The sequence below is a fragment of the Paenibacillus sp. J31P13 genome (assembly GCF_056269295.1).
This window is the reverse complement of record NZ_JBWDNR010000003.1, coordinates 440,209-462,006: the sequence shown is the minus strand read 5'-3', so window position 1 is coordinate 462,006 and position 21,798 is coordinate 440,209. Positions and strand designations below refer to the sequence as shown.

Genomic DNA, 21,798 nt, shown 5'->3' with positions numbered 1-21,798 from the left:
ATGGTATCACGGATTTTGCGTTCGCCATTATTTTCAATAACAATGTTTCTCGCAGCATTGGGCGGAATTTATATATTCAGGAAATATTGGGAATCAGGCGAATTCAAGAAAGCTTTGGATTCAGGCGAACCTTTGACTGCGGGTAACATTTATGCCTTGTGCTATGCGGCCTTTTTCGTGCTGTGGGTGTTGCTTGTAAGCATTCATAATCGGAAGAATCCAAAAGAGCTCATTAGTATCTGGTTGGGCATGTCTGAAATTTGGGAGGTGGGTGAGGGGCAGCAATGGATCACGTTTAAGGCTTGTCGAAACGTCTATATTTACTACAGCATTTGTTTGCCCTTAGCTGCAGTAGCAGTCATATTTGTTCCATCCGATTTCACCTATGCTTTAATCGTTTTGGGATTATTGGGATTGGGTCAATATCTCGTCTATGGTCTGACAAGATGGAAGTATATCCGCATCTGATTCCGTTAAAACGGGTAGGCATTATAGTGGGTTTGAATTTGATGGATGACAGATCAGCGCAAATATTGTTCGAAACTAAGCATATTTCTACCGAGGGGAGATCAAATGCCTATGAATATAGCCGTCAAATTGATGCAAAAATTCAAAGACCGCGATACCCAGAATAAGCTGAAAGTCTATCAGGATAAAGCGGAGCTCATCAGGAAAAGGAATTTGGAAGCATGGGACGATCGGCAGCTTCAAGCAGAATCCCTCCGGCTGCAAAAAGAAGCAGAATCAGGTACGCCTTTGGATGAGCTGCTTGTCGATGCTTATGCCCTAGTCTGCGAAGCAGCGAAGAGAAAACTCGGATTACAGCCTTACGATGTCCAGATCATGGCTGCCGTCGCTCTGCACGAGAGATTTTTGATCGAACAGCATACTGGCGAAGGAAAAACGCTCTCTGCTGTTATGCCTGCTTATCTAAATGCGCTAACCGGCGAAGGCGTTCATGTGCTGACTTTTAACGATTATTTGGCAGATCGGGATGCGGAGTGGATGGGCCCAATCTATCGTTTCCTCGGGTTAACGGTAAACTCGGTTCAAGCGGGCATGAGCCCGTCCGAGAAACGGGAAGCGTATACCGCGGATATAACCTATGTTACCGCCAAAGAGGCGGGATTCGATTATTTGCGTGACACGATTGCACTAAACGAAGCTGATACCGTGCATCGTCCTTTCCACTACGTCATCGTCGACGAAGCGGATTCACTACTTCTGGACGAAGCACGGGTGCCGCTAGTTATCGCAGGCGAGTCGGGCTCTTCCAGCAACGACGGCATTCGTTTTGCAGAAGTGGCTCGGCAGCTCGAACAAGTAGAGCATTACTACTTCGACGAGTTCAAGCGGAACGTTTATTTAAATGAAGCAGGCTCTGCGAAAGCGGAGTCGCTGCTGGGATGCGGCAATTTGTACGACAGCCAAAATAGTCATTTGTTAACGTCATTAAATTGCGCGCTGCATGTGGAACTGTTATTGAAAAAAGAAGTCGATTATATCGTCCGGGACGGTGAAATCGAGCTGATCGACGAATATACCGGACGCGTGGCGGAGAACAGGCATTTGCCGGACGGGCTGCAAGCCGCGCTTGCGGCCAAAGAAGGGCTGCAGTCGATATCCGGCGGGGAAATTCTCGGGACGATCACCCTTCAACACTTCCTTAGCCTATATCCAAAGATTTGCGGAATGACGGCTACCGCGCACGCTTCCGCAATGGAATTCGAAGATATTTATGCGCTGCAGGTCGTGCAAATCCCGCCGAACCGACCAAACATTCGGATCGACCATCCACTCCGGATTTATACTCATAAAGAAGCCAAACTTAAGGCACTTGTAAAAGAAATTTCGTCCGTCCATGCGACGGGCCGTCCAATTCTCGTTGGCACATCAAGCGTCGAGGAGTCTGACATACTGGCGGAGGCGCTAGCGGTTGCCGAAGTACCTTGCCATGTTCTGAATGCCAAAAACGACGCAAAAGAAGCCGAGATCATCGCCAATGCGGGAGAAATCGGCGCCGTGACGGTGTCTACGAATATGGCGGGACGCGGCGTCGACATTCGACTCGGCGGCGGCAACCCCACACAATCAGAAGTTGTCGTCAAACTGGGCGGGTTGTACGTGATTGGTACGCATGTGAACGAAAGCGTGCGGATCGACGACCAACTGCGCGGGCGTTCTGGCCGCCAAGGCGACCCGGGAGCTTCCGTATTTTTCGTAAGCTTGGAGGATGAGTTGCTGCTTCGGTTCGGTATCGATAAAGCGTATCGTAATCTTAGGCAGGATGAGGCTCTCGAGAAGCCGGTGCTCCGCAGCAAAATTGCGCATATTCAGCGCGTTACTATGGGCCAAAACTTTCATATCCGCCAGGAACTGAACGGTTATTCGGATATGGTGGAGGATCAGAGGCGAATTCTATACGAGGAGAGGCTCGGAATTTTGAAAGGCGAGAAGCCGATGAGTCCTTCGGAGCAGCGTGTACGGCTTTTTTATATCGACGAGTTCTGGGCTGACCATCTGGCATACGTTTCTTACATTCGCGAAGGCATCCACTTGGAGAGTCTTGCTAGCCGCAATCCGATCGACGAATTTCATGTACAAATCACCCAAGCATACGAGCAAATTCCGGCTAAAATAAATAATGAGTCGGCGAATATGCTTGTAAGGCTCGGAGGCTCGAATGATCCGGCGAAGTGGGAAAAGTTCGGTCTGAAGAGTCCCACTTCCACTCGGACTTATATTATCAACGATCAATACATCCAGAACAAGCGCAGCTCATGGACCCCAGAGACAGTAATGGCTTATTATATTCGCAAGATTTTGAGTCCGGTATTCGACCGGATATTTTCTGTACTAAACAGAGGCTGATTGCGTTGTCCCCCCACTTGCTGCACGAAATAATGGATGATCTGAATACTTATCGACAATATCTGACTACCCACTCGATGATTACAACACTTGACTAATTTTAACGAAGCTATTTATTTGCCGCCTGGTTCGCTTGGATTTCTTGATATTAAATCAGAATAGCAACCAATTATCGCCGCCATAGCTTTGGCGGCTTTTTTGCATCAATTTAGAGAGGAGAAATTCATATGACACAATCGACAGCAACACGCGAATGACTGACTTCCGCTACGATCAGCTTACATCAATAATTGTTGAATTTGCGTTGATTCCATATGCCCCTGTACAAGAATTTTTGACTTCCGAATCTTTGTTTAAAACCCTCTACAAATGCAAAAAGGTCGATCAGTCACTCGATGAGTTAAGCTGCCGACCTTTGTTTTGTCTATACAGAGGGCTGAGTTTTGCACCGTAGAGCATACGAGCGCGTGCTCGGTTCAAGGCTAATCATTTCAATCAGAGGGTTTTCATTTAAAGCAACTTAATCTGCTCTTCTAGCTCATCAACCAATACTTTTGCAAGTTCAAAATCAGTATCTTTTAAAGCCAATTCTATTTTCATTTCAACTGATTTTTTATTTTGTTCATTTTCTAGATAGTCTTTATCAAAATGACTAGCATAAATCATCTGTCTAAATTTTTGCATACTCATTTTTCTAATCGTCTTATCGTCAATGATTAGAACATAATCCATACCATTTACAACAGAATAGAAATCATGAGAAATCATGAGAATCGCACCTTTGTAGTCTTCAATGGCTTTCTCCAGTGCTATTTGTGTATAGGTGTCTAAATGGCTTGTCGGTTCATCAAGAAGCAATACGTTTGCTTTACTGGCAGAAACTTTAGCCAATTGAAGCGTGTTTTTTTCTCCACCAGATAAAGATTCTATCTTTTGATTAACGATTTCCCCTTCAAAACCATAGTTTGAAAGATACGATCTAACCTCATCATAAGTTTTAAACCCAGCATCAATGAATTCTTCTAATATTGTATTTGGATCCTTTAGCATTTCGCCTTGAATCTGAGATAAATAAGCCACTTTAACATCAGCATTTATTTCAATTGAATCATGATTATTTTTAAAGATATCTCGGAGTAAAGTCGTTTTCCCGGTACCGTTTGCACCAATAATGGCTACTTTATCAGTAGATTTTATCTCAAAGTTAACATTGTCTAAAAGCAACTCACCAAAGGTAACACTGTAATTATTGACGCTTATAACAATGGTGTCTTCAATTTCATTATCTATACCAAAACTAATATTCGGTTGCTTAATTTCAACAAATGGTGCTTTAATTCTACGCGCTTCCAATCTTTCTTGAAACCTAACTCTAGCTTTTAATGCTTTCCCTCTAGAAGCTTCTGAATTATAAGTTGCGATAACTCTAAGATTAACGATTGTTTTCTCATTTCTCTTAATTTCTTCATCATCAGCGATTGCGAGTTCTTGCAACTCTATTTTAGTCTGAAGTAATGAAAAGTTATAATCAATATATCGCCCATCAAACTCTTGGATCTCCGTGTTTTCAAGGTGTATAATTTTGTTGAAACAATGATTCAATAGATATCGGTTGTGCGTTACAACTAGCAGTATTCCTTTGTGAGAATTAATAAGATTTTTAAGTGCATTTAGGTTTTCAAAGTCTAAAAATACATCTGGTTCGTCCATAATCATTAAGTCTGGACTACTAAGCATTTCCTTCATCACTTGAATAAGTTTGAATTCGCCACCACTGAGATCGGATATCCTAAGGTCTTTTAGCTTCATAAGGTTTGCTAGATTTAGTTTCTTGTTAATGTTGCTTTCAAAATCATCCCCACCGATAGAATCAAATGCGTCTAAAGCTAATTGATACTTTTCTAATAACGAATCAATATCCGACGATGTTTCCATTTCAGTACAAATAGATGTTATTTCATTTTGTATCTTAATAAATTCTTCCCCTATATATTCAAAAACTGTTGTTTCTTTCGTTTTGTCTAGTTGTGAGAATTGACTTACATGCCCAATTTTGCAAGTCGGGTCTATTTCTAACATGCCCTCGAACATATATCTTTCTGGATCCATCAGTATATCTATTAATGTACTTTTCCCACTGCCACTTGTTCCTATAAATGCGCAATGTTGTGCCTCTTCTAACGTAAATGAAATGTTATTATATAGTTCTTTTTGCGGAAATGAGAAGGATAATTTATCAACTTTTATCATAGTATTACCTTTCTTTATAACTAAAATAGTGACTATTATTAGATGTATTGCAAAACATAGATTTTGAGTTTACCGTTGTTTGAGTAACACTGTTTACAACTAACTTCAATCCATTTGTATCCCATACCTTGGGGGTCAAAGTTCCATGTTACCTCCTCAACTGTCCTGATAAAAGCGCCAGAATGAATTCGACTTTGATCACTGTCGGTTGTAAATCTACCATATTCATCTTATCTCGCTCCTTAATCAAATAATGATAAGACGAGAATACCTCCTGACGAATAGCCAACGGAATAGGTCGGGGAGCTTTTTGGTAGGCTGCAGGGGTGAGCTGACAAGCCTCCCTCCTTTCCTTTTGATCATATCGCCGGCGATTTTTGCATACTTGATTCGAGTTGTACAATAAAATCTTGCCATTACTTATGATAAGGTTCTCCATGCTGACTGTAACGGCAAGTTTAAGAGCCATCCATAGCGGGATGGCTCTTTTGAAGAATACATAACTCACTGAACTGAGGCCCGTAAGTGTTGCATCCTTCTCCCCCATCTCTGTAGAATAGGCTAAACCGCTATCAGTACCTTTTTGGCTTTGACATGCGTTCCATGATCAAAGCTACCCTGCGTCTGCTAAAAAATCGGATCATTTGAGCCATAAGGTAATTGTTACGGCCATCGATGATATAGCTGCGTCCCTGGTCAATCCCGCGAATTCCGGCCTGTACAACCCTCTCCGGGGTCGAGAGCTTTTGACCCGCCCCCATCTCTTCACTGCCAACCGCATCGAAAAACCCCGTCTCAGTTGCACCTGGGCACAGTGCGAGCACGCGAACGCCTCGCCCGCGCGTTTCCGCCCATAGCGCCTCAGAGAAGGACAATACAAACGCTTTGGTAGCCCCGTAAACTGTAGAATAAGCACACGGCATAAACGAGGCCATCGAAGCCACGTTAACGATGACTCCGTCCTCTCGCCTCAGCATATTAGGCAGCAACCGATGCGTAAGATCGACTAACGATGCCGTGTTCAGCATAATCTCTTCCTGCTCGCGCTCCGGATCTATTTCCTCGAAACGGCCATAAGTGCCAACGCCTGCGTTGTTGATGAGAATATCGACCGACAAGCCCAGTTCAGAAATTTGTTCGGCCAGTTGACGCGGGGCATTCGCTTTGGACAAATCACAAGCCAACGCATATGCCTTCACGCCATACTGGCGGTTTATTTCCCCAGCCATTGCATCCAGTTTGTCCTTGGAGCGCGCTGCCAGAACGACATGACAACCTCGTGCCGCCAGTTCTTTGGCATACGCTTTCCCGATTCCGGATGAAGCACCGGTGACTACAGCTAGCTTGTTTCTATAGGAATACTTGTTCAAGAAAAAAAACCTCCTATCGACAGCACTTCTCTGTCGTTAATATCTTAATCGTACCGTCGGTAGAGGTTGTTAGCCACATCATGTCTATACTATTAGCGGGATTAACAGGCATCCGTTCTCGGTGAAGGTTATGTCCTGTGGCAACAGACACTTTAAAGAGATATAATGTTCATGTACGAGAATATTTGGTTAATTTTGTTAGTTATGATTTGTATTCTCGCATAGGATTAATGGGAGGTCATACATGTGAAAACAAATCATTCCTCATCCGCATTAGGTGAATTCATTAAATCACGCAGGGAACGGTTGCAACCCTCACTAGCGGGGATAAAGCCGCTTCCCGGACGAAGACGCACCCCGGGGCTTCGAAGAGAAGAGGTCTCCTATCTCGCTAATTTAAGCGTGACTTACTATACTTGGCTGGAGCAAGGCAGAGAGGTTAATCCTTCGCCGGAAGTATTGCTAAATATCAGTAACGCGCTGAAGTTGGATGAAGACGAGCAAAAGTATCTGTTTGATCTGGCAAATGTAGACCCGGCGAGCGCAGGTGCAGTGCTAAATATCGAAAAATCAGATACCGGGTTTTTGCAAACGATCGTTGATCAATTGCATTATCCTTCTTTCGTCACAAACGAAGGAACAGATGTTATCGCCTGGAATCGGGCAGCGGAACTGATTATAGCCGATTTCGGTAGTCTGCCAATAAACGAACGGAATATGATGAACATTATGTTTTTAAATTCGGATTACCGACAAAGACTGGTAGATTGGGAGGGGTTTGCCCGGTACATGACTGCGATGGTGCGGGCAAACTTAGACCGTTATAAGAATAATTCATTGTATATGGAACGGTTCGAACGTTTGAGGCTGGAAAGTGAGGAGTTTGTGCATTTCTGGGATCTCTATGAAATCAAGCAAAGGCGGGTCGCAACTACTTCATTTCGTCTTCCAGACTCACAGGAGATGGAGTTCGTGATCCATTCCGCTTCTGTAGTCGATAACGACCCAGGCCTGCACTGGTGTTTCTACGTCCCGGTACCCGGATCAGGCACCGAAGAGAGTTTATTGCGTCTACTGAAGCGAGACAATAAGCGGTATTAGTATTACAGCCAGCAATTGATGACTAAATCTCTACATCCATTTCAAAAAACTTGCCATTACTTATGATAAGGTTCAACCTATCATCTATAGAGCGAAATAAAAGGGCACCCGATGGGGGGCCCTTTAGCCCTTTAATAGCCGCTAGCACGATGCTAGCACGTCCTCTTCATATTCATGGGAATTAGCTTGGATAGTTCCATGCTTGGTTCAACCTCTTCATCATTCAGATAGAGTCATTCTATAGGCTGATAGTCAATAGGAGGTGTCGTTACCGAATAATTGGCTAACGCTACGATCTCTTCATCGCGATTAACTGCAATTACACGCAGATTATAAACCGTCTCCGGATTAAGACCCCAAAGTGAAACATGGGTGGTTGGACTGGTTTCGATCAGCTCCTCATTCAGATAAACGTGATAGTTGATCCCCTCTTCCCCATACTCATCCCAATAGAGTTCAATGAAATCGGGCTGGACTTCAGCCCTCATATTCTGTATTTCCCCATAGTACGCGAAACGAAAGGAGGTTTCAGTTAGTCCGCCTTTTCCATCATCGGCCGTCATACGAATTTCTGTTGAACCGATACCAGTTGGGCTAATGCGCATACTAGCTCCTTCCACATCTACCTCTGCAACTGCCGAATCACTCGAACGAGCTGTGAATGTTAACGAATCGCCATCCGCATCATGGAACACCTCGCTCATATTGATTTCAAAAGGCTCCTCAGAGTTTACTATTCTATCGGATATTGGTTTGACCACCTTAGGAGCGGTATTAGTCGGTGTTGGCGTCGGTGTCGGTGTTGGCGTCGGTGTTGGCGTCGGTGTTGGCGTCGGTGTTGGCGTCGGTGTCGGTGTTGGTCCCGATGGTCCTGATGGTGTCGATGGTGTCGTCGGCGTCGGTGCTTGCGGCCGCTGAGCTTGTTCTTGCTGCTGCATCACCTGCTCCAAAACTTTTTTCAGCTCCTCAAATTTTTTCTTCTCAGCATCCAAAAGTTGTTGCATCAACTTTTCCTCCGATTGTTTACGGGCTTCTTCAAGTTTCTTCTTATTCTCCTGCCCTTGCAGTACTTTTGCAGCTAGAAGCTTATCTATTAGGGCCTGCTTCTGTGCGTCTAGTTGACGCTGCTTATTTTGCTCCTCCAGCAGTCTTTTTTGTTCTTCCTCCAATTGCTTCTGCCTTGCCTGCTGCTGCTTTTCCTCATCCGATAATTGAAGCGGCAGGACATTATTCAAATCGATCTTTTTACCGGATTGCTTATTGGCCTCATCAATAAGTGCCTGCAATTGTTCTGGTCCTATTAAATTCTGATCACGAGCCTGCTTTAAAATATTAGCAAGTAGATTATCTAAATTATTCTGGTATCGATCCAGATCGTCTGGAGACAAGCCACCCGGATTTCCGCTAGGGATAGACCCTGGGGCTTGATTTCTAAACCTCTCCAGCATCTCCTCATTTTCCTGCTCTATTTTCTGCTTAGCCTTTAATATGGCTTCGATAACAGCAGGTGAAGCTTGATTAACGAAATCGGAAAGGTCAACCACATAAGGCACATTGGGCGTTTGCGAATCTAATCCTGGATTTAAGCTCAGTTGCTGCCCAGGATATACGAGGAGGGCTGGATCCTGACTGGTTCCGTTGCCGCTTCCCTGAACTAGACCGCTGTTTACAGTAATCATCGGAAACAACGTAACCGGATTGATACCCACCATAAAATTCGTGCCTCGTACATCAGTCACAGCCGTCGGCGTCAGGATGTTGAAGGTATCCTTGGCACTTACCAGTGAGGACACATTGGCCGCAGCTAGCCCGCTCCATAACATTAAGCTCGTGTGCTTTACACGGGACGCATCACTTAAGTTTGAAATGTACAGCTCCGAGTTTTCGCTTATCGTAATTTCATCCCCACGATCGGCCGTCCTTAATATCGCGCTCGTATTTTTTTCCGTAAGAATATGATCACCTTGATGAAGATTCATGCCATTATAGGCCCGGTAAGTCAATGAACCGCCCGCCTGATTGATCCAGACCGTTCCTTTAATCTGTTCGATTACCGTCACACGCGACTTGCGATCTGCTGCAGGCAGCTTCTCGACCGCTTCCGCGATTTCCCGCAAAATTACCGTCCTCGTGTTCGAATCCCATTCTACATCTGCTCCAAATGCCTCACTGAAAAACCTGACCGGAACATAGGAACGACCATTTTTCGTATAAGGCGCCGCCTCAATCGACCACTGCTCTTCCAGATCTGTCGCGGCTTTCTTAATCGAAGTTACTTGACTTCCAATTTGCAGCCTGACTTTTACCTCGCCCTTCGTCAATTCAATGTTACTCTGGTTACCCAAGAACCCAACCTTATAGCCCATCATTTCGCTTAAGGCTCTCACAGGCACCATCGTGCGCCCCTTCACAATTTCGGGCTGCGCATCAAGGGTAATCACCGAATCACCGACCACAACCTTCACTTGATCATTGCGGGGAAGATTGGTTGGGAGCCGGTAATATTCAAGCTCGCGGATTTTATTGTTATAACTGTCCGCAATGAGCAAGCCGCCATTTGGCAGAACCGCTACATCAGTCGGATGATGGAGCAGATTGTGACCGTTAATGCCATCTACATGGCCAAATTGCGCAGCTACACCAGCAATTGTACTCACATGTCCATCAGCAAGATAACGAATCGTGTGATTTAAGCTGTCGGCAATAACCAGCCCCCGATCCTTCGTTACGGCGATTCCTCTAGGAGACTGAAAACGCGCCTCGTCAGCGGCCCCATCCGCATAACCGCCTTCGGCATAAAGGCCGCCATTCGCATACACAGGCTTCTCCCCCGGAGACAAGCCCGCTGCAGTTGTAACCGAACCTTTTTCCAGGTCAATATACCGAATCACATGATTACCTGTATCGCTCACAAATAGATTACCTTTATGGTCGATTGCAATACTGGTAGGCTCATTAAACTTGGCAGTTGATAGCTTACCGTCTGCATAATCACCTGCAGGAACAGCATAGCCGGCAATAACCTCCACGACTCGATCAGATGTAGTGTTAAGCGTAGTCACTTGACCATCCGGCGTTATTTGACGGATCGAGTGATTTAACGTATCCGCAACATACAGGGTTCCATCTGAAGCAACAGCCACATCTTGAGGATGATGGAATCTCGCACTCGTGCCTGTACCGTCTTCCTCACCGATTATGCCATCTCCGGCAACCGTTGTTACCGTTCCGCCTTTAGCTATTTTTCGTATTCGATTATTTTCAGTATCCGCTATGTAAATATTACCATATAAATCTGTGTCCATGCCTGAAGGTTCGTTGAACACTGCCGTTTCCTTAGCACCGTCATTCCAAGCTCCAACAGGAAATCCTTCGTCTCCCGAATCAAGCATGAAGCCCGCATAAGTAGAAACCTCTCCATTCTTAACTTGACGGATGAGATGATTTCGGGTGTCCGCCACAAGCACAGAACCATCTTTCAAGACAGCAATACCTTGAGGCATACGAAAAGATGCCTTTGATATCTCTCCATCCCAATCGTCAAAATTACCACTTCCAGCAAATACCGTTACTCTTGACAGAGCTTTATGGCTGTCGCCTAGAGACGGATCGCTTTGTTTTCCAGCAGCCTCTGTGGCTGTGCCTCCAATAAGTGTGGAAATCATAACAGCGACTAACAAACGACCAAATACTACCCTCATATTGATCCCCTTTCACCTCATAAGTTCAAACTTATTTCAAACAATAATATGCTGCCGCTATTTTAGCTAGTGACAATTGTCACTAGTTATGTCATATGACAAAGTGGATATATTTGTGAAAATAACGTTGCACACGCTAATCGAACAGACTCTTTACGAAGGACATCTGACATTAATACCTTCGTGCTGACTGCGACCACAAAAAAAGAGCACAGACGCTTAACGCACCTGGCTCTGTACAACACTCTTTGATACTAAAATATACTTTTCCTCATAAGAAAACACTTCGCCCTATTTGTGGTACGGTTCCCCTTGATTAATCTTAAAAGTATTTAATTCCATTTAGAAGACTAGTTAACTCTATGTTGATTAAACCCACACAAAATAAGGCTGTTGGCTTGGTCTTACAATGCAAACATAGCTCTGACAGTACATATACATAATTCTGAATCCGTCTATTTCTCCATGACTTTGTAAAGTACTTTCAGCAATTAATTGTTGACTCCGTGTTGACTTCGACACCCCTAAGTTGCATACTACTATGCTGATTAAGCGTTCTATTCGTCGCCAGTGGCAACAGGATTTTCAGGACTGGAACTCCAATCACTCCAACTACCCGCATACAACTTCACGTTCTTAAATACCGCTTCCTGCAGATCAAACATATTCGGCGTTGCCGTTACGCCGGAACAGCAATAGACAATGATTTCATTGTCTGGCAAGCCTGAGAAGCGTTCAGCTTGCTCTTCGGGTGACTTCCATGTACCGTCTGCTCGTTTGCCTTCATTTTAGAAGCGGTTGATGGCGCTGGGAATATGTCCAGCCTCTATTTTTTTATAATCGCTTATTTTCTATCGATCTCCCATATCCCGTACAGAACCACTTCTCCCTCATCATACCCAAGCATCCGTAGAGTAACCTCGCTGCTCCCAATAGCCGATATGATCCGTATCAATAAGCTCGATACGGTTCAGCCATTTCACCGATTTGTACGCATACATTTTCGGTACAACTAGCCGCACCGGACCGCCGAGATCACTCGGGATCGGCTTTCCATCATGCATAACCGCCACCATTACATCATCCATGTCGGCCTGCTCCAGCGTCAGCGTATCTGTATACACGCCATCACCAGAATATAGCTTCACGTACTTCGCATTTTTGCCTACGCCTGCCATCTTCAAGAACTCTTTGAGGGGAATACCTTCCCACGTATTCTTGTATACCGACCAGCCCGTTACACAGTGGAAATCACTCACCTGTACCGTTCTGCTTAGCGCAACAAACTGCTCCCAATTCCATTTCATCGGTTTGTCTACTAGTCCATCTATTGTAAAAGACCAATTCTCATTCGAAAAGGATGGGATCGCCGTTACCGTATAGACACGGAACTGCCCTTTTGCACCTCCGCCGATCGGCGGTGCAGAGGCAGCGAGCGGCTGCGGTGCCGGCAGCATTTGATTGGCGTCATTTTCAAGAAGCTTGTCAATCGCCTGTCCGCCTCCCAATCCGCCAAGCGAGCCACCGAGCCATTTTAGAAAAGATGGGCCCAGTGTAATCCCAAGCCCTACTCCTATAGCGCCGCGAATGAATGCTCTGCGCGTATAAACGGGCTGCGGTGCTCCTAACGTAGGAGTCTCCTCTGTCACATTTTCGCTCTTAATTGTGCGGCGGTTCGGCTCCTTCAGCCATTTGGCCCTCGTAATCGAATGGTAGATAATATAAGGAAGACCAATCCAAGTAAGTAAATCATGTATCGTTAACGCGATATTCGAAACGCCCGGTCCAACGGTTCTGAATTGCCAGAGCAACACACCAGAGCCGAACCAGCCAAGCAGCAGCACAAGCACAACCAGCACATTAAAACGCTGCCAAGGCTTTTGCTTCAGCCCCTTCCAATGCTTGCCCGCAAGCGCCAGGTAGTAGACAACAGGCAGAATCGATGCAATACCGACTACGGTATGCAGCCACTTAATCCATACTCGTCCCTCTCCGAGGACCCCGCGCCAAAAACCTCCGACGAGAATTAGCCCCGTAAGTGCCAAAACGACGACAATCCAACCATTCCAGCTATGTAGAGATACCAGTTTCTTGCCATAACCTTTGCGCAATCGGTCGATAATTCGGCTCATTCTGCATCCCCCTCTTTCCTTTATTATAGCGCCGTTAAGCTACAGATACGACTGCTTAAGAGACTGATTCTCACCCCTCCCATACAAAAAAAAAAAAAAGCAGATCACCCCCAAATTGAGGGTAATCTGCTTCCTGCGTGCGTCATCCAGATGCTTTGCTTACATCCTTCAAATGCTCTTCCTTCATTTCTTTACTTAATCCCCTGAGCCGTCACATACGCCTGCCACTGCTTCGTATATTCCGCTTGAATTTTCTCAAGTCCCGCTTGCTTGGCTTTGTCCATAAAGGTCTTCATGCCGTCCTCTACATTTTTCACGAGGCCTGCATTAAGCGGATACAGATATTGCTTCTCTACTTGCTCTAGAGCCGCTCTCTCTGCTTGGTAAGGCGTGTAATCCTCTGCAAAGCCCGTAAATTTATCAGGTACTTGGATTTTATCCAGCTCGTCAAAAATAGCTTTGACACCGTCATAGTTTTTATCGAACAACATAAATTCAGGGTTGCGCCATGCCCAGCCGTTCATCGCCTCGCGCGAGAAGCCATTTGTCTTGGAATCGCCAATCAAACTATAGTAGCCATCTTTCACTTCATAGTTTTTGCCCTCAACACCGTATTGTGTCAGCATGTTATAACGCTTGTCAGTAACAAGCTTCTCATAGAACGCAAGGGCGCGTTCTGCGTTTTTGCTGCTGACAGGAATCGCGAAGCCATTATGAATTGGATGTACAGGTGTTGCGATGCCATTTGTTAAAGGATACGGATAGTAAGCAAGCTTCCAATCTGGATGCGCTGCTTGAAGGTTGATTACCATATCATTAAAGCGTGTAGGGTTATCGCCCAATAACGCAGCTGCTTTGCCGCTTGTAATTTGATCCTGAAGCGTGTCTTTCACGGCTAGAACGTTTTTCACCATATAGCCGTTGTCCTGCCAACGTTTTAATGTGATTAAATCTTCTTTTTGCTCATCTGAACCCCAATAGCTGTAAACCTCGTTAGGGGTAGCGTAATTAATACCGATACCGTAAGGCAAAGCGCCAATTGGCTTGTGAGCAATGCTTTTGAATGTATCCATCAAGTTTGTTTTAACATCAGAGTTCATGGATAGCGGTGTCATTTCAGGCTCATTTTTCTTAATGCCATCCAAATATTGCTCGAAGGTTGCAATATCAACAGGCTTAGGAAGATTGTATTTCTCCCTTAGATCCTCACGCCATACAAAACCATTCGTTACATATTCTTTATAAGTAGCTGGCACTGTATAAATATTTCCATCGATTTTTACAGCTTCCCACATATCTTCCGGTACGAAATTATACAGTGTTGGCGCAGCTACAGGCAGCAGCTTATCAAGCGGCTGGAATGCTCCCTTCGTCGCATACGATTGGTATTGCGTCCAATCCGCTGTAAAAATCAAGTCAACCTGTTGGCCTGATCCGAGCAACAGCTTATATTTTTGATCCCAGTCCGTCCAAGAGGTGTAGTTGAACTTCACGGTAGCATTCAATTCCTCTAATGCCATTTTGTTTATCTCTGCTGCAATAGAATCTAGCTCTTTCGGAGCATCGCCTAGCATATAGAATTGCAGCTCTACCTTTTTGGACGTATCAATTCCGGTTTTCTCTTCTGTATCTTTTCCCGTATTGGCGGCCTTTTCTGTTTCTTTTGGAGCATTAGTCGCCTCCGTCTTCCCGCCTGTGTTGCCGTTGTTGTTGGATGAACAAGCTGCTAGTACCGAAATGATCATAATAATGGACACGAACAAAGACATTGCTTTTGCTGCTCTCTTAGTCATTTGAATCCTCCCTTTATATGTTCTTTCCATCTATGTCAGCTAAGCTTGGTATGAAATGCCCATGCTTAGTTCTAACCTTTTACAGCACCAATCGTCAATCCTCTTACAAAATAACGCTGCACAAACGGATACAGAAACAAGATAGGTCCCGTTACAATAATGGACATCGCCATCTTCGTCGATTCCGTTGGCAGATCACTGCCTAGCGACACACCGGTTCCAGCGCCCATTTGAGCAATGAAGCTCATGGCGTTAATAACATTGTACAGATAGTATTGCAGCTGGTATTTGCTTGTATCATTGATGAACAATGAAGAAGTGAACCAGTCATTCCAATAATGCAGTGCTAGGAATAAACCGACTGTCGCGATGCCGGGCATCGATAGCTGCAGCACGATTCGGCTATAAATCGTAAAATCATTCGCTCCGTCTATTTTCGCCGATTCTATGACTTCATCCGGAACGGCGCTGCGAATGAAGTTTTTCATTAATATAATGAGGAACGGCGTCATGAGCCCTGGAAAAATCAATACGGTAAGCGTATCTGTCAGCTTCAGATATTTGGTCATTAGGATGTACCAAGGTACCAAGCCGCCGCCAAACAGTGTTGTGAAATAGATCATGAAGGAGAAGAAATTACGATATTTGAAATCTTTACGCTGCAAGACATACCCCGCCATCGTCATCAGAAACAAACCAAGTGTCGTACCGATAATGGTGGTAAGAGTCGTCACGCTATAAGCGGCCAGCACCTGCTGCGGAAAGCGAAATACCGTCCTGTACCCCTCCAAGGAAAATGCAGTAGGAATCAGATGATAACCATCGCGAATGATCGCCTCGTTCTTGGTCAAAGAAGCCGATACGATAAGCAGGAATGGAAACAAGCAAGCTGCAGTCGTGATCAGAATAACGAGGAACGCCAGTAATCTAAACCATTTCATATAATTATCGTCTTTGATTTTCATAGGTGCCTCTCCCTCCTAAGCTGCTGATAGGATTAAAATAGAGCGTATTCATCATTGATCTTCCGAATAATGTAATTGACGGTCATGATGAGGACAAAGCCGAACAAGGACTGATAGAGCCCTGCCGCCGTCGACATTCCGATATCGAACGTCACCTTCAAGGAACGGTATACATACGTATCGAGAATATCCGTCGTATTGTATAGAATGCCGTTATTGCCAACCAGTTGGTAGAACAAATCGAACTGCCCTTTCATAATGCTGCCGAGCGCGAATAATAGGAGCATGACGAAGGTCGTTTTCAGCATCGGGATCGTAATATACCAAATGCGCTGAAAAATGTTAGCTCCGTCTATTTTGGCAGCCTCATAATATTCCTCGCTTATCCCTGTTATAGAAGCTAAGTAGATGACCATGCTGTAGCCGATATTTTTCCATAGGTAGAAGATAACGATCAGGAATACCCAAACCCATGGGGTATTGTATACATCCACCGATTCATAGCCCAATTGCTTCAGCGTCGCATTCAAGAACCCGCTCTCATAATTGAATACGTTGTACACAATGACGCTCAGGATAACGAAGGATACGAAGTAAGGCAGAAACATAATCGATTGCGTCAGCTTTTTGAACCATTTCAAGCGCAGCTCACTCAGCAGAACCGCTAGTGCAATCGCCAGTACATTTCCTAATAGAATAAACACGACATTGTAGCCGACCGTATTTAAAGTAAGCTTAACGAGAATGCCTGATTTCCATAGAAACTTAAAGTTTTCGAACCCAACAAACTGGCTCTCGAACAAGCTCGTATTGAAATCGAATCGTGTGAACGCGTAGTAAATGCCCACCATAGGTACGTACGAATTAACAATGAAGAAGCATAATACCGGTAGTAACATGAGGAATAACAGACGATTCGTCACCAGTTCTCTTAGAAAAGAATTTCTCTTCAGCATGCAGATGTGTTCCCCCTTCGTTCTTTCCGTCCATTCGGATTTGTCATGTTGGTTCTGTCCTTTTTGACTTGGTCACCCTATCTGATTCTCAGTGTACGCTCCTCCAAGTTCGGTCGAAAGAGTAACAATACAACCTTTGTGAACGATATGGCGAAATGACAAATGAACAATTTTCACCGCAATGAACGAATTAGAATATGTCACAAATACATAATCGCAAAAAAATGGAGACCCCGAGGTCTCCTTATACCGCCTAGGTTTTCAAGGATAATCGCCACATAATTCACTCATGTACCAATTGTTCACTTCAGAAGATCAAGAATCAGCAGCATCATCCATTCCATTCATTGCATGCCATCGCAAGTGAAGATTATAATAATAGAAGCAATAGGAACATTATGATTGTGAACAATATGAACCAGTTTGCAAGAAGCCGCACTCAACGACATAAACGTAAACGCTTACATAACGATTGCCTACATCTTGCTTCTACTTTTAAAAAATATAAAGGGGGAGTCCGTATGACAGCTTTTAAAATAAATAACAATGGAAAGTTATACAGCAAGCTACTGCTAAGCATCACCTTATGTATTGTTCTTACCTTGTTAGTCTCCTCCCTGTTCTATTTCTTCACCTATATGCGCATTGATCTTAAGAAAGCTTATGAATCTGATGTCAGCAATCTAAAGCAAACGAGCAAAGAGGTCATCAGCATGACCGATAGCGCACAGTCCCTTTCATTTCAAATCTATAGAACCTTTACCATCACGAAGCTTATGTTCTATACAGATCCCAATATCTATGATGTGACTGCAGCCATGAATGAACTCAACAATTACTTGAACTCGATGCCTTTCATTGAATCCATCTATGTGTACAATTCGAATAATAAGCTGTTCTATACAGCCAGTCGGGCTGGAGAAGCAGGTACATTCAGTGAAGAAGATTTGGCGGATCAGGGAATACGAGGCGTTCTCGATAACTTCCAGCAATATAAGCCATTCACCCCTATTCCAAGAACTTATTCAACCGTCACGCTAAAAGGTGAAAATACAACGAAGGCCTATACGTATTTGGGCTATGATGCTATAGGAAGAGAGCAAACCATCAATTCAGCTGTCATTATTAATATTTCTTCGGCTTGGATCAATAAGGACATTGCTGTTAATAAGAGCGAGGCAGAGGGCAAATCATTTATATTGAATAATGCAGATGATCTCTTAAGCGGGGATACGCTCATTCCAAAGAAGCTAAGCCAAACGGACAGCGCTTTGATTATGAACCAAATTCGAGGGAAGGAATCCGGTTATGTGGTCGCTAATTTTGAAGGCAAAAAATCGCTGATCTCCTTCACCTCGCCGGATACACTAGATTGGCAATATGTACGTATTACACCATATCAGAAGGTTACAGAAGAAATTACAGCGATTCGCAATAAGACCATTCTAATTGCTGTGAGCATTTTGGCCGTCGGCTTATTCTTTTCATGGCTGCTCTCTTCTCTGCTTTATCGCCCTATTCAGCAGATCATGAACAAAATGAACATACTGGAGACGGAGAAACGCAACAGCTCTTATACGATTAGACAAAATATGCTTCGCAGTCTTATTCAAGGCTCACTGTCCCTGCAAAGCCACGCACAGCTTCAAAAGCTGTCACAGGCGGGGATCACATTCGATTTTAATGCCAGCTATCGCGTCGTGATGCTGAAAATTGATCAATTCGAAGAGCTGAAGGAAATGCGCGGCAATGATCTTCATGTCTATAAGTTCGCCATTATGAATATAAGCTGGGAAACGAGCATGCTCCATTACCGGGTGGAAACGGTGGATGTAGAGGATAATGCGATCATTATGCTCATTAATCGGCTAGATCCCTCTGGACTGTCGGATGATGAAATACTGCGAACCGTGCTGCACCAAATTCAGCAGTCTATCCTGAGCTACTTGAAAATAGGTCTCTCCATTGCATATAGTCCGGAAGCTGTGCAGCCGCAGCAGCTATCGACACTGTATAGTCAGGTGAAAGAAGCCTCCATGCACCGATTATTTTATGGTCATGGCTGCTTGATTGACGCACAGTCGATTATGTCTTTGAAGTCCAAGGAATATATTTTCCCCGTTGATAAGGAACGCAAGCTGTCAGACGCACTCATGACTTCCAAGCCAGAGGAAGCGAAGAGACTATTCGCTGAGATCGTACAGGAAACAGCTGGCTATCCCATTCATGTCGTGCAGCTCGCCATCTCACATCTGACAATGACCATCGACCAGATCCTATTCACGATTCAGAAGAATAACAATCTAGAAATCGAAGCAAGTCCGACCATTTATTTCCCATCGCCGGATACATTTGAGATTATTCAGGAACTTAATGCTTTGTTCTTCGCCTTGTTCGACGACATTGCCATGAAGCAGCAAGTAAAGCGAACGCTTAAACAGGATGATCTCATTCGCAAAATTAATGATCTCATTCATAATGATTACGCCAATCCGAATCTATGCTTAAACGCCATTGCTGAGGAACTGGATATGTCATCGATCTATTTAAGCCGTGTGTATAAGAAACAGACGCTAACCGCAATCGTTGACGTCATTAATCATGTTCGAATGGAGCGAGCGAAGGAATTTTTGGTGCAAAGCGACTTGCCTATCATTGATATTGCAGTGAAAAGCGGCTATACTAGCAGCTCCTACTTCCATCGCATATTCAAAAAGACATTCGGCGTAACCCCGTCCGATTATCGTAAGTTTAGACTGCAAGAGCATGCTTGAACGACGAAAGCCGAGCTAAAAGCAGGAATCCCCTGCTGCAAGCTCGGCTTTTTTCACAAAACGTATCTATTCAATGACCCATGATGCTTAACACCAAAGACTGTCCAGAACCCACTGCTACATCATCCTCTGACATAGAGGCTGCCGTTACGGTCTCGATTGTAATGCCATTAAATATATTGTTCTTTATCTTTACTCCGCTGCATGCCAGCAAACGAATTAGCCCATCCCTGCCCATCGCAGCTTTATCTTCCTTACGGTTATACAATAAAATTCGATTATTCGAGAACACTAAATTTCTCGTGCTCTTAGCATCCAGTAACCGAGAGCCTGACATTTCAATATCATTTCCTTCTATTATAATATTGCAGTGGACAGGGTTGTCTACGGATACCATCGTATTTTCTGGATGTATAAAAATAACAGGCTCATCGCTCTCCCCGCAGTCAATAAATCGGTTGCCCCGGACTTTAACATCCCTTACCATACCTGATTCATACCAGCTTCCAGCATCATTTGCAATTAAGATCGCACTCATCTGCATGCCGTCGAAAATATTATCTTCAATGATTACCTCACGACGAGTCGTAACTAGTACCCCTCGAGTCGGTATTCTCTTAAAGTGATTACCGCGGATATACACCTCAGGCGTCCAGGTTGCATTCTCGATTACATCCCCCGCTTCCACATTCTCCGGAAGAGGCTCATCCAGTGTCAGTTCGATTTCCCGCAATGAGATCGGAGAGACAGCATGAATTGTACGTGTTGCATATGGCGTCAGCTTGCCTGCTGATACAAAGTCAACGATATCCCCTTGTTGGAATGCTTTGAATCCGTAGCTTTGTGCATGCATAAACCGAACTCGAATACAGCGATCGTCATCATGGCTGACAATTTGCAAATGCGTGCCATGAACATTAATCGGATCATCATGAGCGCCTTCAAAAACACTGTTATTTATAGAGATCCTGCCCCTATTAGCGGAGAAGTGCATGAAATCAGCAAACGCTGCTGCTGTTCTTCCACTAGAAGGGTTAGGCGCCAGTCGCAGTTCCTCAAAGGTTAGATTCTCGCTGAATTGACCAACAATCCCCAGACCATGCATATATCTCATTCCAATATTATGCCAAGCAATATTTCGGCAGCTTATGATGAGTGAACCGACCTGATCCCGAATACCGTCACGCATTTGAAACACATGATCGATCTCCGTACGCGGAGCTGAGACGAATGTCAGCCTAAGCTTGCCGCTCTCTAATTCCTCTACATGACTAGCTAAAGTCACTGGATTTGGCACCCGCCAAGTCCGATTGGTTCGTGGATTATATTGTTGCGAAGGCCCATCTGTATAGGTCCACCCTTCACCGACCCAAATGAGCTTCCCATCCTGAAGCAAATAATGCGAATCGGGATGAACCGCTACATCCCAATGACGTTCGCCAGTTGCTAAGACTCTCATCTCAGAGATCGTAGGACGGGCAAAATCAACATAGAGATTACGAATGACCGCTTCCGTGCAGCTATCCAGAACGATCGGTGTCATTTTCCCATGAAAAAGGAGCAGCGAGCCATTGCCTTCCACCGTAAATTGCGACCCTCCCTTGAACAGGAGTCCTATTGTCTTCGTAGGATCAGCATGCTCTTGTTCGCTTGCTGTATTCGAAACATAATATTCTTTTTTGGCTGCTTTATCTGGATAGAAATCATATTGTCCATGTGGAAAATCAATGATTACAGGTCCGTCGACAGTGAGTGCAGCATCTATTGCAGACTGTATCGCCTTGGTTGCATCCTTACCGGAATCTGGTCTTGCTCCAAAGTCTGTTACCCGAAAAACCGTTATCGGTTCATTAGCCATAACATTCATCAGTTTAGACAACCCTTC

General features: G+C 44.5%; 13 protein-coding genes and 1 pseudogene. 4 read left to right on the top strand and 10 right to left on the bottom strand.

Going from position 1 to position 21,798, the window contains the following annotated elements; translation table 11 throughout:
• Positions 1-468, top strand: coding sequence for a hypothetical protein (locus AC0YOD_RS12925; protein WP_475799703.1), 468 nt, complete (start codon positions 1-3; stop codon positions 466-468).
• A 111-nt stretch (positions 469-579) separates the two neighbouring features.
• Positions 580-2,871, top strand: a complete 2,292-nt coding sequence (locus AC0YOD_RS12920) for a preprotein translocase subunit SecA (RefSeq protein WP_475799702.1) — start codon at positions 580-582, stop codon at positions 2,869-2,871.
• A 510-nt stretch (positions 2,872-3,381) separates the two neighbouring features.
• Here AC0YOD_RS12920 and AC0YOD_RS12915 read toward each other — a convergent pair.
• The 3 genes from AC0YOD_RS12915 to AC0YOD_RS12905 all read right to left on the bottom strand — a co-directional run bounded on the left by AC0YOD_RS12915 (position 3,382) and on the right by AC0YOD_RS12905 (position 6,491).
• Positions 3,382-5,121 carry an ABC-F family ATP-binding cassette domain-containing protein gene (locus tag AC0YOD_RS12915; protein WP_475799701.1) on the bottom strand — a complete coding sequence of 580 codons (1,740 nt, stop codon included), beginning with the start codon at positions 5,119-5,121 and terminating at the stop codon, positions 3,382-3,384.
• A gap of 148 nt (positions 5,122-5,269) precedes the next feature.
• The gene (locus tag AC0YOD_RS12910; RefSeq protein WP_475799700.1) at positions 5,270-5,668 is read right to left on the bottom strand and encodes a hypothetical protein; all 399 of its coding nucleotides are present in this window, start codon (positions 5,666-5,668) and stop codon (positions 5,270-5,272) included.
• A gap of 25 nt (positions 5,669-5,693) precedes the next feature.
• Positions 5,694-6,491, bottom strand: coding sequence for an SDR family NAD(P)-dependent oxidoreductase (locus AC0YOD_RS12905; protein WP_475799699.1), 798 nt, complete (start codon positions 6,489-6,491; stop codon positions 5,694-5,696).
• A gap of 246 nt (positions 6,492-6,737) precedes the next feature.
• Between AC0YOD_RS12905 and AC0YOD_RS12900 the strand changes: the two genes are divergently transcribed.
• The gene (locus AC0YOD_RS12900; RefSeq protein ID WP_475799698.1) at positions 6,738-7,592 is read left to right on the top strand and encodes a helix-turn-helix transcriptional regulator; all 855 of its coding nucleotides are present in this window, start codon (positions 6,738-6,740) and stop codon (positions 7,590-7,592) included.
• A gap of 233 nt (positions 7,593-7,825) precedes the next feature.
• On the opposite strand, the gene AC0YOD_RS12895 is transcribed toward AC0YOD_RS12900, so the two are convergent.
• The 6 genes and pseudogenes from AC0YOD_RS12895 to AC0YOD_RS12870 form a co-directional block, all read right to left on the bottom strand.
• A complete protein-coding gene (locus AC0YOD_RS12895; RefSeq protein ID WP_475799697.1) occupies positions 7,826-11,293 on the bottom strand; it encodes a stalk domain-containing protein in 3,468 nt (1,155 codons plus the stop codon).
• Positions 11,294-11,850: 557 nt separating this feature from the next.
• Positions 11,851-12,117 (bottom strand): annotated as a pseudogene (locus tag AC0YOD_RS12890) (sulfurtransferase); the annotation flags it as partial.
• Positions 12,118-12,186: 69 nt separating this feature from the next.
• Complete coding sequence (locus tag AC0YOD_RS12885; protein WP_475799696.1) at positions 12,187-13,425, bottom strand: molybdopterin-dependent oxidoreductase; 1,239 nt, start codon at positions 13,423-13,425, stop codon at positions 12,187-12,189.
• A gap of 191 nt (positions 13,426-13,616) precedes the next feature.
• On the bottom strand, positions 13,617-15,224 hold the full coding sequence (locus AC0YOD_RS12880; protein ID WP_475799990.1) for an extracellular solute-binding protein: 1,608 nt from the start codon (positions 15,222-15,224) through the stop codon (positions 13,617-13,619).
• A gap of 65 nt (positions 15,225-15,289) precedes the next feature.
• Entirely contained in the window at positions 15,290-16,183 is an 894-nt protein-coding gene (locus tag AC0YOD_RS12875) for a carbohydrate ABC transporter permease (protein WP_475799695.1), read from the bottom strand.
• A 32-nt stretch (positions 16,184-16,215) separates the two neighbouring features.
• Positions 16,216-17,139: an ABC transporter permease gene (locus AC0YOD_RS12870; protein WP_475799694.1), complete on the bottom strand. Its 924-nt coding sequence runs from the start codon at positions 17,137-17,139 to the stop codon at positions 16,216-16,218.
• A gap of 521 nt (positions 17,140-17,660) precedes the next feature.
• Here AC0YOD_RS12870 and AC0YOD_RS12865 point away from each other — a divergent pair.
• On the top strand, positions 17,661-19,913 hold the full coding sequence (locus tag AC0YOD_RS12865) for an AraC family transcriptional regulator (RefSeq protein ID WP_475799693.1): 2,253 nt from the start codon (positions 17,661-17,663) through the stop codon (positions 19,911-19,913).
• Between the two features lie 70 nt (positions 19,914-19,983).
• Here AC0YOD_RS12865 and AC0YOD_RS12860 read toward each other — a convergent pair whose 3' ends face one another.
• A complete protein-coding gene (locus tag AC0YOD_RS12860) occupies positions 19,984-21,771 on the bottom strand; it encodes a right-handed parallel beta-helix repeat-containing protein (RefSeq protein WP_475799692.1) in 1,788 nt (595 codons plus the stop codon).
• Positions 21,772-21,798: the final 27 nt, after the last annotated feature.